Annotated in this window: 19 protein-coding genes; 15 read left to right on the top strand and 4 right to left on the bottom strand. The window is 36.5% G+C overall.

The window, feature by feature from the left end; translation table 11 throughout:
- Nucleotides 1-236 precede the first annotated feature (236 nt).
- From H280_RS0101450 to H280_RS0101395, 12 genes are all read left to right on the top strand, one after another.
- Nucleotides 237-473 carry a YkuJ family protein gene (locus H280_RS0101450; RefSeq protein ID WP_020059327.1) on the top strand — a complete coding sequence of 79 codons (237 nt, stop codon included), beginning with the start codon at nucleotides 237-239 and terminating at the stop codon, nucleotides 471-473.
- Nucleotides 474-660: 187 nt separating this feature from the next.
- Nucleotides 661-810: a hypothetical protein gene (locus H280_RS25990; protein ID WP_020059326.1), complete on the top strand. Its 150-nt coding sequence runs from the start codon at nucleotides 661-663 to the stop codon at nucleotides 808-810.
- A 74-nt stretch (nucleotides 811-884) separates the two neighbouring features.
- Complete coding sequence (locus H280_RS0101440; protein WP_020059325.1) at nucleotides 885-1403, top strand: ribonuclease H-like YkuK family protein; 519 nt, start codon at nucleotides 885-887, stop codon at nucleotides 1401-1403.
- Between the two features lie 86 nt (nucleotides 1404-1489).
- Nucleotides 1490-1681, top strand: a complete 192-nt coding sequence (gene abbA / locus H280_RS0101435) for an antirepressor AbbA (protein ID WP_020059324.1) — start codon at nucleotides 1490-1492, stop codon at nucleotides 1679-1681.
- A 216-nt stretch (nucleotides 1682-1897) separates the two neighbouring features.
- Entirely contained in the window at nucleotides 1898-2341 is a 444-nt protein-coding gene (gene cbpB, locus H280_RS0101430; RefSeq protein WP_020059323.1) for a cyclic-di-AMP-binding protein CbpB, read from the top strand.
- Nucleotides 2342-2437: 96 nt separating this feature from the next.
- Nucleotides 2438-3274, top strand: coding sequence for a LysR family transcriptional regulator (locus H280_RS0101425; RefSeq protein WP_081625579.1), 837 nt, complete (start codon nucleotides 2438-2440; stop codon nucleotides 3272-3274).
- A gap of 71 nt (nucleotides 3275-3345) precedes the next feature.
- Entirely contained in the window at nucleotides 3346-4068 is a 723-nt protein-coding gene (dapD, locus tag H280_RS0101420; RefSeq protein ID WP_020059321.1) for a 2,3,4,5-tetrahydropyridine-2,6-dicarboxylate N-acetyltransferase, read from the top strand.
- Nucleotides 4069-4125: 57 nt separating this feature from the next.
- Nucleotides 4126-5256 carry an N-acetyldiaminopimelate deacetylase gene (locus H280_RS0101415; protein WP_020059320.1) on the top strand — a complete coding sequence of 377 codons (1131 nt, stop codon included), beginning with the start codon at nucleotides 4126-4128 and terminating at the stop codon, nucleotides 5254-5256.
- Between the two features lie 483 nt (nucleotides 5257-5739).
- Entirely contained in the window at nucleotides 5740-6288 is a 549-nt protein-coding gene (locus tag H280_RS0101410; RefSeq protein ID WP_020059319.1) for a peroxiredoxin, read from the top strand.
- Nucleotides 6289-6360: 72 nt separating this feature from the next.
- Nucleotides 6361-6819, top strand: a complete 459-nt coding sequence (locus tag H280_RS0101405) for a TlpA disulfide reductase family protein (protein ID WP_020059318.1) — start codon at nucleotides 6361-6363, stop codon at nucleotides 6817-6819.
- Between the two features lie 98 nt (nucleotides 6820-6917).
- Entirely contained in the window at nucleotides 6918-7784 is an 867-nt protein-coding gene (locus H280_RS0101400; RefSeq protein ID WP_020059317.1) for a cytochrome c oxidase assembly protein, read from the top strand.
- A 287-nt stretch (nucleotides 7785-8071) separates the two neighbouring features.
- The gene (locus H280_RS0101395) at nucleotides 8072-8740 is read left to right on the top strand and encodes a potassium channel family protein (RefSeq protein WP_020059316.1); all 669 of its coding nucleotides are present in this window, start codon (nucleotides 8072-8074) and stop codon (nucleotides 8738-8740) included.
- A 41-nt stretch (nucleotides 8741-8781) separates the two neighbouring features.
- Here H280_RS0101395 and rnjA read toward each other — a convergent pair whose 3' ends face one another.
- Both rnjA and H280_RS0101385 read right to left on the bottom strand, forming a co-directional pair.
- The gene (gene rnjA, locus H280_RS0101390; protein WP_020059315.1) at nucleotides 8782-10449 is read right to left on the bottom strand and encodes a ribonuclease J1; all 1668 of its coding nucleotides are present in this window, start codon (nucleotides 10447-10449) and stop codon (nucleotides 8782-8784) included.
- A gap of 3 nt (nucleotides 10450-10452) precedes the next feature.
- Nucleotides 10453-10665: a DNA-dependent RNA polymerase subunit epsilon gene (locus H280_RS0101385; RefSeq protein WP_020059314.1), complete on the bottom strand. Its 213-nt coding sequence runs from the start codon at nucleotides 10663-10665 to the stop codon at nucleotides 10453-10455.
- A 504-nt stretch (nucleotides 10666-11169) separates the two neighbouring features.
- Here H280_RS0101385 and H280_RS0101380 point away from each other — a divergent pair.
- Entirely contained in the window at nucleotides 11170-11943 is a 774-nt protein-coding gene (locus H280_RS0101380; protein ID WP_020059313.1) for a Cof-type HAD-IIB family hydrolase, read from the top strand.
- Between the two features lie 105 nt (nucleotides 11944-12048).
- Here the strand turns inward: H280_RS0101380 and def are convergent, their stop codons facing one another.
- Together def and H280_RS26885 are read right to left on the bottom strand one after the other, a co-directional pair.
- Complete coding sequence (gene def, locus H280_RS0101375; protein ID WP_020059312.1) at nucleotides 12049-12603, bottom strand: peptide deformylase; 555 nt, start codon at nucleotides 12601-12603, stop codon at nucleotides 12049-12051.
- Nucleotides 12604-12710: 107 nt separating this feature from the next.
- Complete coding sequence (locus H280_RS26885; protein WP_020059311.1) at nucleotides 12711-12863, bottom strand: YjcZ family sporulation protein; 153 nt, start codon at nucleotides 12861-12863, stop codon at nucleotides 12711-12713.
- A gap of 500 nt (nucleotides 12864-13363) precedes the next feature.
- Here H280_RS26885 and pdhA point away from each other — a divergent pair, with 500 nt between their 5' ends.
- Both pdhA and pdhB read left to right on the top strand, forming a co-directional pair.
- Nucleotides 13364-14479, top strand: coding sequence for a pyruvate dehydrogenase E1 component subunit alpha (gene pdhA, locus H280_RS0101365; RefSeq protein ID WP_020059310.1), 1116 nt, complete (start codon nucleotides 13364-13366; stop codon nucleotides 14477-14479).
- A 3-nt stretch (nucleotides 14480-14482) separates the two neighbouring features.
- On the top strand, nucleotides 14483-15460 hold the full coding sequence (pdhB, locus tag H280_RS0101360; protein WP_020059309.1) for a pyruvate dehydrogenase complex E1 component subunit beta: 978 nt from the start codon (nucleotides 14483-14485) through the stop codon (nucleotides 15458-15460).
- Nucleotide 15461: the final 1 nt, after the last annotated feature.

Here is a 15461-nt window from a genome sequence, read left to right as displayed (position 1 = left end):
CAATAATTTTATAACGTTTTTTAATTTGGATTTATATATTTTTTTCTGTTAAATGCGTAAGAAAAGCAGTAGAAGTGTAGATTTCGGCTTTTTGTATGTTTTTTCGACAAATTTTAGTTGAGTTTCTTGCCCATAAGCATTATCCTAGGGTGTGGGACATTTTTTCAGTTATGACGGATAGAATGAGTATTGCTGTAAAACCTATTCGTAGGAACATTAGAGAAAGGGGAGATTTCATGTCTCTGCTCCAAGGAATTTTAACTCGTCTTGTTAGTCTAAAAGAACAAGCTGAAAGCGGCGAAGTAGCACAACGCTATTTTGAAGTGAACGGTGAACGCAAATGTAGCGTAAAATATTTTGATAAAAGCGATATGTACGAGCTAGAAGTGTATCAACAAGGAGAAAAACCACAAGTATATCAATTCGATAATATTGATATGGTTGCAATCGAAATTTACGATATTCTTTCTTGATACATAAAAAGAAGGTGCCTCAAAAAATGAAGGCACCTTCTTTTTTTATGATGAATAAGATTCTCTCTCTGACCCTAAACTGATAACACATTCTATAAAGTGAAGTTTTTATCAATCGGGCTCTTACGGACAGGTGGCATTGAGATAGAGGCCTGCTCATAAGCAGCGAAATAAAGAGGTGGGAAAAGTGGAAAAAATGCCGATTGTTGTGTGTCCAAAGTGTCATAAACAGTCAGAAATTACACATGTGTTAACAGCACAATCGAATCAAAATGTTATTTTTAAATGTCCGTTTTGTATATATTCAATACGGAATATCGAAACGAGCAAAGGATAAGTAAGGCATATTTTGTTACTTTGTCCCATACAATGAGAATACGAAAGTCTGTCTATGAGAAGGGACGTGACTGTATGGGCGGAGAATATCAATTTTACAATTTATCAGAGCGACACATGAGTTTCGAAACTGTATTCTCAAGAATTTGTCATTTTATTCAAAGTGCACCGCGCAACATATATCGATTGTCAATTGGAACAGATTCACAAGCACATCAAAATGATACCCGTTTTATTACAGCTATTCATTTGCATCGCGTTGGAAAAGGAGCTTGGGGGTGTTTATATCACCAAACGTTAAAGAGAAAGCCTCCAAGTTTACGGGAAAAAATTTATTTGGAAACGCAATTTAGTCAAGAGATTGCTTGTTTATTTACACCTGAGCGAATACAACAACTTTGGGATATTCTTTATCCATACTGCGGAGAAGGTGCTGAATTTGTAATGGAGATTCATTTGGATATTGGAAAATATGGCTTAACGAGAGAATTTATTTCAGATATGACAAATAAGATTACAGCAATGGGATTAACACCTAAAATTAAACCCGATGCATATGCGGCGTTTAGTTATGCAAATCGGTACACAAAATAATTTTTGTGCTGAATTTTCAATCTATTAAACAAAGAGAATATTTTATATAATAAATAATAAGGACAGTTCACTAAGGGGAGGAAGAAATGAGTAGAGAAATTGATTTAACAAAAGAGGAACAAAACTTATTATTAGATGTGTTGTTTCGACAAAATTATGCGAGTGAAATACTTTCCGTTGAACTTTCTGATATTGAAAATGGGCGAAAGAAAACAGATGTATCTCATTATAAACGAATTACAAACTTATTTGCGCGTCTGAAAAACGAAGGATACTAAGGCTGCCAGAATGGTGGTCTTTTCTTTTGTTTCTATGGTAAAATGAACTGTGATTATTTATTTTAAATAAGAAAATAAAGACAGATAATGATATGTAAACGCTGTCATAAACTGAGAATAGAAATGAGAAAGTAAAACATCACTTGAACGAATTGTTTTTTACGATTGTTTTACAATTGCTACTGGTTAGAATGAGTTAAAGTGGGGGATATCAATATGATTAGCATTCCAAAAGAAGATTTTCAGCAAGTTTTTGTAAAGGACTTAATGATTTCGTCGGAAAAAGTAGCACATGTTCAAATTGGAAATAGTTTGGAGCACGCTTTACTTGTTTTAGTGAAATCTGGCTATTCAGCAATTCCAGTATTAGATCCGATGTACAAATTGCATGGATTAGTAAGTACAGCGATGATTTTGGATGGTATTTTAGGGCTAGAGCGGATTGAATTTGAAAAACTAGAGGATATGAAAGTAGAAAGTGTGATGAAGGGAGATATTCCACGCCTTAAGTTACAGGATTCATTTTCAAAGGCAATAGAGATGACGATTGATCATCCATTTGTATGTGTTGAGAACGAGGAAGCGTATTTTGAAGGGATTTTGACGCGTCGTGCCATTTTAAAATTACTAAATAAAACAGTGAGACGATTTAATCGATAATGTTGGAAAAGGCGACTTCAACTGAAAGAAGAAGTCGCCTTTATCGTTCAGTTGTAACGAAAGAAGGGGAAAACATTGCAAATTGATGATTTTCAGATGATGGTCATTTTAGCACAAGAGTTAAATATGCGAAAGGCTTCTGAGCGCTTATTTGTATCACAACCAGCGCTTAGTCAAAGGCTTCAATCGATGGAAAAACAATGGGGGATGAAATTTTTTATTCGCTCTCAAAAAGGATTAACGATTACACCAGAAGGTGAAAAAGTAGCGAATTATGCTAAAGATATGTTGCAAAGAGAGGAAGCGATTAAGAGTGAACTAGCAACTTTTCAAACGGAAACATATGGAACATTAAAGATTGCTGTTGCCTCTGTCATTGGGCAATATTGGTTGCCGCCAGTTTTAAAGATGTTTGTACAAAAGTATCCATTCGTAAAAATTTCTCTCTTTACAGGGTGGAGTAGTGAAGTGCAAAATCACTTTTACGAAGGTGATGTTCATGTAGCGATTTTACGAGGGACACAAGAATATAAAGGCTATAAGCAACAACTATTTGAAGATGAGTTGTATTTAGTTGATACAGAAATTAAGGATATTTCCATGTTAAAAGACACCAATAGACCGTTCATTCAATTTAAAAGTGATTCAACATATTATGGACAAATCCAAAATTGGTGGTATGGTTTATTTTCTAATCCTCCTAAACGTACAATTGTTGTTGATCAAATTGAAACGTGTAAGCAACTTGTTTTAAATGGTATTGGTTATGCACTTTTACCCTCTACTGTTTTAAAAGAAGTAAGAGAAAAGACATATAAAACTCCCGTAAAACTGACGAGAGAAACGTGGTTATTAACAAGTGAATCGGCTAGACAATTAAAACAAGTGCAGGCGTTTTTAGATGTTATTGAAGAAATTCAAGCAGGAAAATAAGATTATTTCCTTGCGAGGAGTCTTCTCGTTTGGTAGAGTAACATTATAAATGGATTTAGGAGGCAACAAGCATGAAAATGATGGATGCAAACGAGATCATATCGTTTATTCAAAAAAGTGAGAAGAAAACTCCTGTAAAGGTATACATAAAAGGGGATTTAAAAGAAATTACATTCCCAGAAACAGTGCAAGCGTTTGTAAATAAAAAATCAGGCGTATTATTTGGAGAATGGTCTGAAATTAAGACAATCCTTGAAGGAAATAAAAAACATGTTGTAGATTATGTTGTCGAAAATGATTGTCGTAACTCTGCAATTCCAATGCTTGACTTAAAAGGCATAAAAGCACGTATTGAACCAGGTGCTATTATTCGTGACCAGGTTGAAATTGGCGATAATGCAGTTATTATGATGAATGCAACAATTAACATTGGTGCTGTAATTGGTGAAGGTTCAATGATTGATATGAATGCAGTGCTTGGTGGACGTGCAACAGTAGGTAAAAACTGTCACGTTGGAGCTGGAGCTGTACTTGCAGGCGTTATCGAGCCGCCTTCTGCAAAGCCAGTCATCGTTGAAGATGATGTTGTAATTGGTGCAAACGTAGTAGTTCTAGAAGGTGTTACAGTAGGTAAAGGCGCAGTTGTTGCAGCGGGTGCAGTTGTAATAGAAGACGTACCGCCATACACAGTTGTTGCAGGAACACCAGCACGTGTTATTAAAGAAATTGACGAAAAAACAAAAGCGAAAACAGAAATTAAACAAGAGCTTCGTCAACTGAACTCAGAAGAATAAAAAAGAAAGCGTAAGGGCTTGTAGGCTCTTACGCTTTTTATCAATGGTGGTGAAACGATGATGGTAAATAAATTTATTCAAATGCGGAGAGATTTACATCAAATTCCGGAGCTTGGTTTTCAGGAATGGAAAACACAGCAATATATTTTAAGTTATATAAATACTCTTCCAAGTGAGTTTATGGAAGTAAAGACATGGAAAACAGGTGTCATTGTAAAAGTACATGGCCGTAATCCGAAAAAAACAATTGGTTACCGTGCTGATATCGACGGACTTCCAATTACGGAAGAGACAGGATATGAATTTTCTTCATTACATGAAGGGATGATGCATGCATGCGGGCATGATATGCATACGACAATTGGCCTTGGATTATTAACAGCTTTTGTTACAGAGCGAATTGATGATCATCTTGTTTTTATTTTTCAACCAGCTGAGGAAGGACCGGGTGGCGCTCTGCCGTTATTACAAAGTGAAGAGTTACAAGCATGGAAACCAGATATGATTCTTGGGCTTCATGTTGCACCAGAATATCCAGTAGGGACAATTGCGACAAAAGAGGGATTACTTTTTGCGAATACATCCGAGCTATACATTGATTTGAAAGGGAAAGGTGGACATGCAGCATATCCACATACAGCAAACGATATGATTGTTGCCGCAAGCCATCTTGTCATACAACTGCAATCTGTTATTAGTCGCAATGTCAATCCACTTGATAGTGCAGTTATTACAATCGGGAAAATTACTGGCGGAACAGTACAAAATGTTATTGCGGAAAAAGCTCGTCTAGAAGGCACGATACGTACATTATCTGTTGAATCTATGAAACGAGTAAAGGAACGGATTGAAGCAATTGTTGCTGGAATCGAAACGTCTTTTGGGTGTACAGCGCATATTGATTACGGAGCGATGTATCATCAAGTATATAACGATGAAACGTTAACGAAGGAATTCATGGAGTTTACTGATGAACATACAGATATGAATGTAATTACTTGTACAGAGGCTATGACAGGAGAAGATTTTGGATATATGCTACGTGAGATTCCAGGTTTTATGTTTTGGCTTGGTGTCGAATCTGAATATGGACTGCATCACGCGAAATTACAGCCAGATGAATCAGCAATTGAAAAAGCAATTCTATTTTTAACAACATACGTAAAATGGAAAGGGGATAGAGCGTAATGCTTGTCCCTTTTTGTATAAAAAATTTGTAACTACCAGCTATACCTTTTAGAAATTTAGAAAAGGTATGATTCTAGTGAAGATGTGTCTCTCTATTACTTATAAATTCATTCTAGGCATATAGACTGCTGTTATGCAAATAGGGCGGGAGCCTGCACGTATTGTCTACTTTTGTTTTTAAACCTTGCACGTGGCAGGAAAGGGCCCTGACCGCTCCTATGCATCGCAGTCCCTCTCGCCCGTTTGAAAAAATGTTTTTTTGTCGGTTTTTCATACAGTAACTAAGTACTTACAAAAATTTTATAGTCTTTGGTGCATTTTTTTTGTAATTCTAGCACAATACTTTATAATGGTAGGTGGGGGAAAAGTTGATAGTTAGTTGTTTTGTAATTATTATTAAATGATATTGACTGAAAACCATTTTCTCCCATATAATATAAGGATAGACAATATATGACTAAAAATTAACGGAGGTTGGTACATATGGCAGAACGTATGGTAGCAAAACAAGCTCCACGCTTTGAGATGGATGCTGTTATGCCAAACAAAGAATTTGGTAAAGTAAGCCTTGAAGAGGTTATGAAACAAGACAAATGGACAGTGCTTTTCTTCTATCCAATGGATTTCACTTTCGTATGTCCAACAGAAATTATCGCCCTTTCCGATCGTTATGATGAGTTCGAAGATTTAGATGCAGAGGTAATTGGTGTATCAACTGACACAATTCATACTCATTTAGCATGGATTAACACTGACCGTACGAAAAACGGTTTAGGCGATTTAAAATATCCATTAGCTGCTGATACAAATCATGCGGTATCTCGTGATTATGGCGTATTACTTGAAGAAGAAGGGATCGCGCTTCGTGGTCTATTCATTATTAGCCCAGAAGGCGAATTAATGTATCAAGTTGTCCACCATAACAACATTGGACGGGAAGTTGACGAAGTGCTCCGTGTTCTTCAAGCGCTTCAAACTGGCGGACTTTGCCCAGCAAACTGGAAACCAGGTCAAGAGACTTTAAACGTTTAATTTTTGAATGAGTGAACAAGGTCTAGCAAATTGTTGTTAGACCTTTCTCTACATATATAAGGGGGAAATGTTATGAAATTACGTGAACCAATGCCTTCCTTAGAAGGAGAAACGACTGTACTAAATGGAGAAGTAGTTAGAGAAGCGCTAATTGGCGATAAACCAACATTGATTCATTTTTGGTCTGTTAGCTGTCATTTATGTAAAGAAGCAATGCCGAGTATTAATGAATTCCGTGATAACTATAAAGATAAATTAAATGTGATTGCTGTACATATGCCGCGTTCAGAAGAAGATTTAGATCTTGAAAAAGTGAAAGCAGTGGCAGATGAGCATGGTATTGTACAACCTATTTTGGTGGACAATAAGCATACAATTACAGACTCTTTTGAGAATCAATATGTACCAGCATATTATGTGTTTGATAAAAATGGTGTATTACGCCACTTTCAAGCGGGCGGTAGCGGTATGCAAATGTTAACAAAACGAGTAAACCGCGTTCTTGATGAAGCTGAAAAAGAAGCTGAATAAAGGAAAACCTCCCTTGTAGCAGGGAGGTTTTTATTTACATTTTATATGAAATTTGTGTAAAATCAATATGGTACATAGAGAAAAAGGTAGGGGATAGTGTGCAGATTGGAAGTACTATACTATGTTTCTTTTTATATACATATGTAATTGTAGCAGCGATTTATTTTGGTGTTAGTTTTTATACATATTGTTTAGCAAAAAAAGAAAATTATACGAACACATATGAGTGGGTGAAAGAGTATTTATCACCTGTTGCCGAAATTATGAATGCATTTGCTTTATTCTTATTTGTTGGATTGATCGCTTTTTCGACGAGTTTAGTTGGAAATAAAATGACTTTATTTATCCTTGGCGCCATTCTTTTTATGCTATTAGGGATTCGAATTGGTAATATGGTATTTTGGAATAAGGCACTGGTGGAAGGTTATACTGGCATATGTATTCCAGGCTTGTTAGCTGCAATTGTTACGAATATAGAACATGAGTACTATCAGCTTCATTTTTGGTTAATTATTATTCTAACAATTGTCTCGCTCTTATACATAAGCGCGACTTTTTTAACGTATTGTGCGCATAAACGAGAAGACAGGAATGCGGTATTACTCTTTCGAAAATGGGCTTTATTTTGGAGCGTTCCAACGATGGTTGTTATAGGAGCAATTGCAATTGCTGTGAACGGATATGAGCTAGTAGGCTGGCAAAAGATGATGGAAATGTGGTGGGTATTTATTGTTTCTTTTGCTGGTTTTTTAGGAGCAACTCATTATTTATTTCATCAGCATCACTATCAATTTGCGATATTATGTGCCTTTATAAATTTACTATTTGCTTTTTTTGGACAAGAAACATTAATGTTTGTATTTCAAACATTTAGTTCGTTTGGAAATATATTTATCTTTGGTATGTTAGTCTGTATGCTCGCTTTTTATTTACAACAATATTTTTATATTCAAAAACAAAAATAAGAGTGAAGAGGCGATCATTGCAGGGGTTGTTCCATTATGCATGCAGTAAAACAATTACTTTAAGAATGTGAGGAATCTTGAAGGGGTAAGTATATGTAAGTTTTTCCCATTATTTAGAATGAAAAAACAATGATGGAAGTGAAAATATGCTACAATGATAGTTGGTTCTGATGTATAGGTACAAAGCCTTCACATCAAGTTTTTGAAGAGTTAAAGAAGATAGGTGGGAATAATCCCACTGCTAAAGGTTTTGCTTGATACGATTTGATATAACTGGAGGAATTTGTGTGAGCACAAGAGAAAAAGAATTTGCTATTATTGGTCTTGGGCGATTTGGTGGTAGTATTTGCCGGGAATTAGCACAATTAGGAATGGAAGTTATGGCGATTGATATGGATGAAGATCGTGTAAATGAGTTTGCAAATATTGCATCTCATGCTGTCATCGCGGATTCTACAGATGAGATGGTATTAAAAAGTCTTGGTATTCGAAACTTCGAGCATGTAGTTATTGCAATTGGAGATAATATTCAGTCAAGTATTTTAACAACGCTTATCTTGAAAGAGCTGGGTGTGAAAAATGTTACTGTAAAAGCACAAAATGATTATCATGAAAAAGTTCTTCGTAAAATTGGAGCGGATCAAATTGTTCACCCTGAGCGTGATATGGGAAAAAGAATTGCCAATAATATTGCCTCAAGTAGCGTTTTGGACTATTTAGAGCTTTCAGATGAGCATAGTATTGTTGAGATTATTGCGAACGAAAAAATTAATGGTCATTCATTGATTGATTTAGATATTCGTGCAAAGTTTGGATTGAACATTGTAGCGATTAAGCGTGGGAAGGAAGTTCTTGTTTCACCGCGTGCCACAGAAAACATTCAAATGGGAGACATTTTAATCGTTATTGGTCACGATAATGACGTAGACCGCTTCGAAATATTTTTAACGAAATGACAAAAAGGACAATGCCAACATAGCGGCATTGTCCTTTTTAGTTAAATTTCCATAATGATTGGTAAAATCATTGGTCGACGTTTCGTTTTCTCATATAAGAATGGAGCCAATGTATCTGTAATTTCATTTTTGATTTCAGACCACTGTGTCGTTTTGCGCTCCATTACTTTTTCTAAATGAGTTGTAATTAATGTTTGCGCATCGTTAATTAAATCGCTACTTTCGCGCATGTAAACGAATCCACGAGAAATAATATCTGGACCAGCCGCTACTTTAAAATCTTTCATATCGATGCTAACAACAACGATTACAAGTCCCTCTTCTGAAAGAATACGACGATCGCGAAGTACGATGTTACCGATATCACCGATGCCATTTCCATCGATATAGACAGAACCAGACGGAATCTTTCCTGCGATTGCTGCTTCATCTTCACGAAGTGCAAGTACATCACCGTTATCAATTATAAAGCAATTTTCTTCGGGTATACCGCAATCATTTGCTAGTTTTGCATGCATACGTTGCATACGGTATTCACCGTGAATTGGCATAAAATATTTTGGCTTAATGAGACGTAACATTAGCTTTTGTTCTTCTTGTCCGCCATGTCCACTTGTATGAATATCAGTCAATGGCCCGTGAATGACTTCAGCGCCTGCGCGATATAACATGTTAATAGTACGGCTTACACTTATCGTGTTTCCTGGGATTGGAGAAGAAGAAAATACTACAGTATCACCTGGAATAATTTGGATTTGACGGTGAGTACCGTTAGCGATTCGAGATAATGCAGCCATCGGTTCCCCTTGACTCCCTGTACATAAAATCACAACTTGATTTGCCGGTATGCGATTTAGTTGTGCGGGTTCAATAATTGTATCTTTCGGGCAGCGAATATAGCCCAGAGTTTGTCCGATTTCCATTGCAGCTTCCATACTTCGACCAAAAACGGCAATTTTTCGGTTGTTTGCTACTGCAGCTTCTACGACTTGTTGCAGCCTGTGAATATTAGAAGCAAATGTTGCGAATATAATACGGCCCTCTACTTTACGGAAAATATCCTGGATGCTGTCACCAACGCGGCGCTCAGACATCGTAAAGTGAGGGACTTCGCTATTCGTGCTATCAGATAGCAAGCAAAGGACACCTTCTTTTCCGATTTCAGCCATCTTTGTTAAGTTTGCTGGCTCACCAACTGGTGTGAAATCAAATTTGAAATCTCCTGTATGCACAACCTGTCCTTGTGGTGTCTTCACAACAATACCATATGAATCAGGAATACTATGTGTTGTACGGAAGAAGGAGACGGATGTTTTTTTGAATTTAATCACATCATCTTCTTTAATTTCATGCAATTGTGCTTTTCGCAGTAATCCGTGCTCTTCTAACTTATTTTTAATTAGTCCAAGCGCTAGTTTTCCACCATAAATTGGAATGTTTACTTGGCGTAATAAATAAGGAATCCCACCGATATGATCTTCGTGACCATGTGTAATAAAGAGTCCTTTGATTTTTTCTTCATTGCGTACGAGATACGTGTAGTCAGGGATGACATAATCAATCCCAAGAAGTTCGTCTTCTGGAAATTTGATTCCAGCGTCAATAATAATAATTTCATCTTGAAATTGAACAGCATATGTATTTTTGCCGATTTCACCGAGTCCGCCAAGTGCGAAAACAGCAGTTTGGTCATTTTTTAAGAATTTCATAAATTAAACGTTCTCCGCTAATTTGAAATCTGCATATTGCTTTTCATATTCAAGATGAGCACCAGTAACAGACTGGATAAACTCAATATTGTATGCGAACTTGTGTAATTTTGTGCGAACTTCTCTTTCAGACTCAGCTTCTAGATATAGCACCTTAGTATTTTCACGTACAGGTACTTCTAGCGTTTTTTCTTGATAAAATACTTTAAAAATCATTAAAACAATCTCTCCTTGTCTATGTTTTAGGCTATCTTTTACCTATTATAAAGCAAACGGTTATGATTTTCATGTTTTTTCGAATAAGAGTGAAGAAAAAAGCCCGAAATGGGCATGATTTAAGCAATTGTTTTTTTACGAAGTAAATCGTTCCAATATACTTTTAATTTTTTCTTCAATTTCTTTAGCACGGTTGTCCCTTCCTTTCTTCGCTCAAAACATGCAAATGAATCTTATTAGAATTCGAAAGAAGAATTAAGTTTCAAAAAAGAACTACTTGTAAGAAAATATCTCGTTCAACTTATAGTATGAGATAGAAAAGAAAAGAAAATGCATATGTTGAACCGTAGTGCTGTTTTTATTTCAGTATATGCATAGTGAGGTAAGAAGGTTAGATAGAAAGCACCTTATTCATCAATATGTTATACTTTTTTAGTATTTGAAAAAAATATTTAGAGTATATAGCGATACGTTCGAATTGATGAAGTAGAGAGGGTTATGTAAATGAATGATAAAATTGTCTTTTTTGATATTGATGGAACATTGCTAGATCATAACAAGGAAATACCGAAGTCCACAAAAGAAGCTGTCCGTCGTTTGCAAGAAAAAGGTATACATGTAGCAATTGCAACAGGACGTGCCCCATTTATGTTTGAAGATATTCGTAAAGAGCTAAACATTCATAATTATGTAAGTTTCAATGGACAGTATGTGGTGTTTGAAGATGAGGTTATATATAAAAATCCTCTACACCCTGATGCATTGCATGCTTTCACGAAGTTTTCAGAGCAAGAAGGCTATCCGCTTGTGTACTTAGATCATAAAGAAATGAAAGCAACAGTGACATCGCATCAGTATGTAACAGAAAGCTTTGCTAGCCTTCATATGGATCATCCTGCGTTTGAACCGCGCTTTTATGAGGAGCGTGATGTTTACCAAACGCTTTTATTTTGCAGAGCAGGAGAAGAAGGAAAGTTTATTAACGACTATGCAAAGTTTCACTTTATTCGCTGGCATGCTTACTCTATGGACATTATTCCAATGGGAGGATCGAAAGCGAAAGGGATTGAAAAGTTTATTGAAAAGCTTGGATTCACAGGGGAACAAGTGTATGCATTTGGAGACGGATTAAATGATTTAGAAATGATTGAAACTGTAGGTACAGGAATTGCTATGGGGAATGGACATGAAGATTTGAAAAAGCTTGCGAATTATGTAACTAAAGATGTTTCAGAAGATGGTATACTTCATGGATTGCAGTGGGCAAGGCTGTTATAAAGTATAAATATAAGAAGCGCTTCAATAAAAAGAGTCAGTTTTCACCAACTTCAATGAAAACTAACTCTTTTTATCTTATTATTTTCACGTCGTGAAAAGTGCGTTTTATCTTTCTAAAGGTGCTGCATTTTCTGGAATCATAAATGGATTATCTTTATTAATATGGTCATAAAACATAACACCATTTAAGTGATCAATCTCATGTTGGAATACAATTGCTGGCAATCCTTTTAAACGTAGTTTGACGTCTTCGCCATCTATTGTCGTTCCTGTTACAGTGATACGAGTGTAACGAGGTACATAGCCAGGGACTTCACGGTCTACGGACAGACATCCTTCGCCACCTGATATGTATGTACGTTCAACAGAGTGGCTAATAATTTTTGGATTAAATAAGGCGTAGCTATATAACGTACCATCTCGATCCGTGACATTGACAGCAATCATTCTTTTAGAAACACCAATTTGCGGCGCGGCTAAACCAATTCCAGGGCGTAAATTATATTTTTCAACCATTTCTGGATTTTGACTGTTAATCACAAATTCGATAATCTTTCGTAATATATGAACATCTTCTTCGCTTGCAGGTAGAGCTATTTCTTCAGCCACTGCCCGTAAAATAGGATTTCCTTCACGAATTACATCATCCATTGTAAGCATATATAATCTCTCCTTTCATTTTTAGTCTACCAAAGGTTATGAAAAAAGTCATGGCAAAGAACAAGACGAACAAACGCCTTGTTCTTTTATAGTTGTTTCATTTTACATTAACAGATGCAGGCAGCACCGACGATAATTAAGAGTATAAATAATACAACAATTAAAGCAAATCCGTGTCCAAAGCCGCCGCAACCACCACCACCATAGCCATACGAAGGATATGCGCAAGTTGAGGGGTAACAAAAAGTGTATCCGTACATGTTGGGACCTCCTTTACCATTTCCGCGAATGCTGCGGTTAGTATAATGTATGGAATAAGGGAGGGAAGTGTATAGTTATTTGCCTAAAAAGAAGGAAGACGCTGCATATTTTTTATTAGGATGGGAGAAAAGATAAGAAGGACGTGAAGCGTTTACATATTATTCTATGAGCAAAATACGTTCGAAAAGGGAACAATATAACAGGAGGTTTTTGTTCACTGATACAGATGGTATTTTGAAAACTTGTATTTGTTAAGAAAATCTCTCTAACCTTCGAAAAAAAACGAAACCAAAGTGATTGACATGATGATTAGAATAGTTGTAAACTTAAAAACGTGATCAAGATTGTATTAATTTGTTTAAATGAAAACATTAGTACAGATTGTTAGGTGCACAAATTATTCAATAACTGACGAATGATGCGTCAGTTTACAAACTTATGCTTTTATCATAGTGAAAGCGTTTAAGAATATGGTTCAAGAGAGGAAGAGGTGAACGGAATGGGTACTAAAACAAAAAAGGCCCTATTTAATGTTGATGAGCAAATGAAAGCTATCGCAGCTCAATTTGAAACATTACAAATTTTAAATGAAAAAGGCGAAGTTGTGAATAAAGCAGCTATGCCAGAATTAACTGATGAGAAATTAAAAGAATTAATGCGTCGTATGGTATATACACGTGTATTAGATCAACGTTCTATTTCTTTAAACCGTCAAGGTCGCTTAGGTTTCTATGCGCCAACAGCTGGACAAGAAGCTTCTCAATTAGCAAGTCATTTTGCTCTTGAAAAAGAAGACTTCATCTTACCAGGATACCGTGATGTTCCACAATTAGTATGGCACGGCTTACCATTATATCAAGCATTCCTATTTTCTCGTGGACATTTCATGGGTAACCAAATGCCTGCTGATGTAAATGCACTTCCTCCACAAATCATTATCGGTGCACAAATCATCCAAACGGCTGGTGTTGCATTAGGTATGAAACTTCGTGGTAAAAAATCTGTTGCAATTACTTACACTGGTGACGGCGGTGCGTCTCAAGGTGACTTCTACGAAGGTATGAACTTTGCAGGTGCATTTAAAGCTCCAGCAATCTTCGTGGTTCAAAACAACCGTTATGCAATTTCTACTCCAGTAGAAAAACAATCTGCAGCAAAAACTGTAGCACAAAAAGCAGTTGCAGCTGGTATTTACGGTATTCAAGTAGACGGTATGGATCCATTAGCTGTATATGCAGCAACTGCTTTTGCTCGTGAGCGCGCAGTAAACGGTGAAGGCCCTACTTTAATTGAAACTTTAACATTCCGTTACGGTCCACATACAATGGCTGGTGATGATCCAACTCGTTACCGTACAAAAGATATCGAAAATGAATGGGAACAAAAAGATCCAATCGTACGTTTCCGTGCATTCTTAGAAAATAAAGGCATCTGGTCTCAAGAAGAAGAAGAAAAAGTAATTGAACAAGCTAAAGAAGACATTAAAGAAGCGATTGCGAAAGCTGACCAAGCTCCAAAACAAAAAGTAACTGATTTAATGGAAATCATGTACGAAACAATGCCTTATAACTTAGCTGAACAATATGAAATTTATAAAGAAAAGGAGTCGAAGTAAGCCATGGCTCAAATGACAATGATTCAAGCAATTACTGATGCTTTACGCGTTGAAATGAAAAACGATCCTAACGTACTTGTATTTGGTGAAGACGTTGGTGTAAACGGCGGTGTATTCCGTGCTACTGAAGGATTACAAGCTGAATTTGGTGAAGACCGTGTAATGGATACTCCACTTGCAGAGTCTGGTATCGGCGGACTTGCAATCGGTTTAGCATTAGAAGGCTTCCGTCCAGTTCCTGAAATCCAATTCTTCGGTTTCGTATTCGAAGTAATTGATTCTATCTCTGGTCAAATGGCTCGTATGCGCTACCGTTCTGGCGGACGTTGGAATGCTCCGGTTACAATTCGTTCTCCATTCGGCGGTGGTGTTCATACACCAGAATTACATGCTGACAGCTTAGAAGGATTAATGACACAACAACCAGGTTTAAAAGTTATAATTCCATCTACTCCATATGATGCGAAAGGTCTTTTAATTTCTGCAATTCGTGACAACGATCCAGTTGTTTACTTAGAGCATATGAAATTATACCGTTCTTTCCGTCAAGAAGTACCAGAAGGCGAATACACAATTGAAATTGGTAAAGCTGATGTGAAACGTGAAGGTACAGATGTATCTGTTATCACATATGGTGCAATGGTACATGCTGCATTAAAAGCTGCTGAAGAACTAGAAAAAGAAGGTATCTCTTTAGAGGTTGTGGACTTACGTACAGTTCAACCATTAGATATCGAAACAATTATCGCTTCTGTAGAAAAAACAGGCCGCGTTGTTGTAGTTCAAGAAGCTCAAAAACAAGCTGGTATTGCAGCTAACGTTGTAGCGGAAATCAATGACCGTGCAATCTTAAACTTAGAAGCTCCAGTTGTACGTGTTGCAGCTGCTGATACAATCTTCCCATTCTCTCAAGCTGAGAGTGTATGGTTACCAAACCATAAAGATATTGTTGAAGCTGTTAACAAAGTAATGAACTTCTAAT

It is taken from the genome of Bacillus sp. 123MFChir2, assembly GCF_000383235.1.
Lineage (GTDB): Bacteria > Bacillota > Bacilli > Bacillales > Bacillaceae_G > Bacillus_A.
Note: the sequence above shows the minus strand (reverse complement) of the source record. Positions and strands in the feature narration are given on the sequence as shown.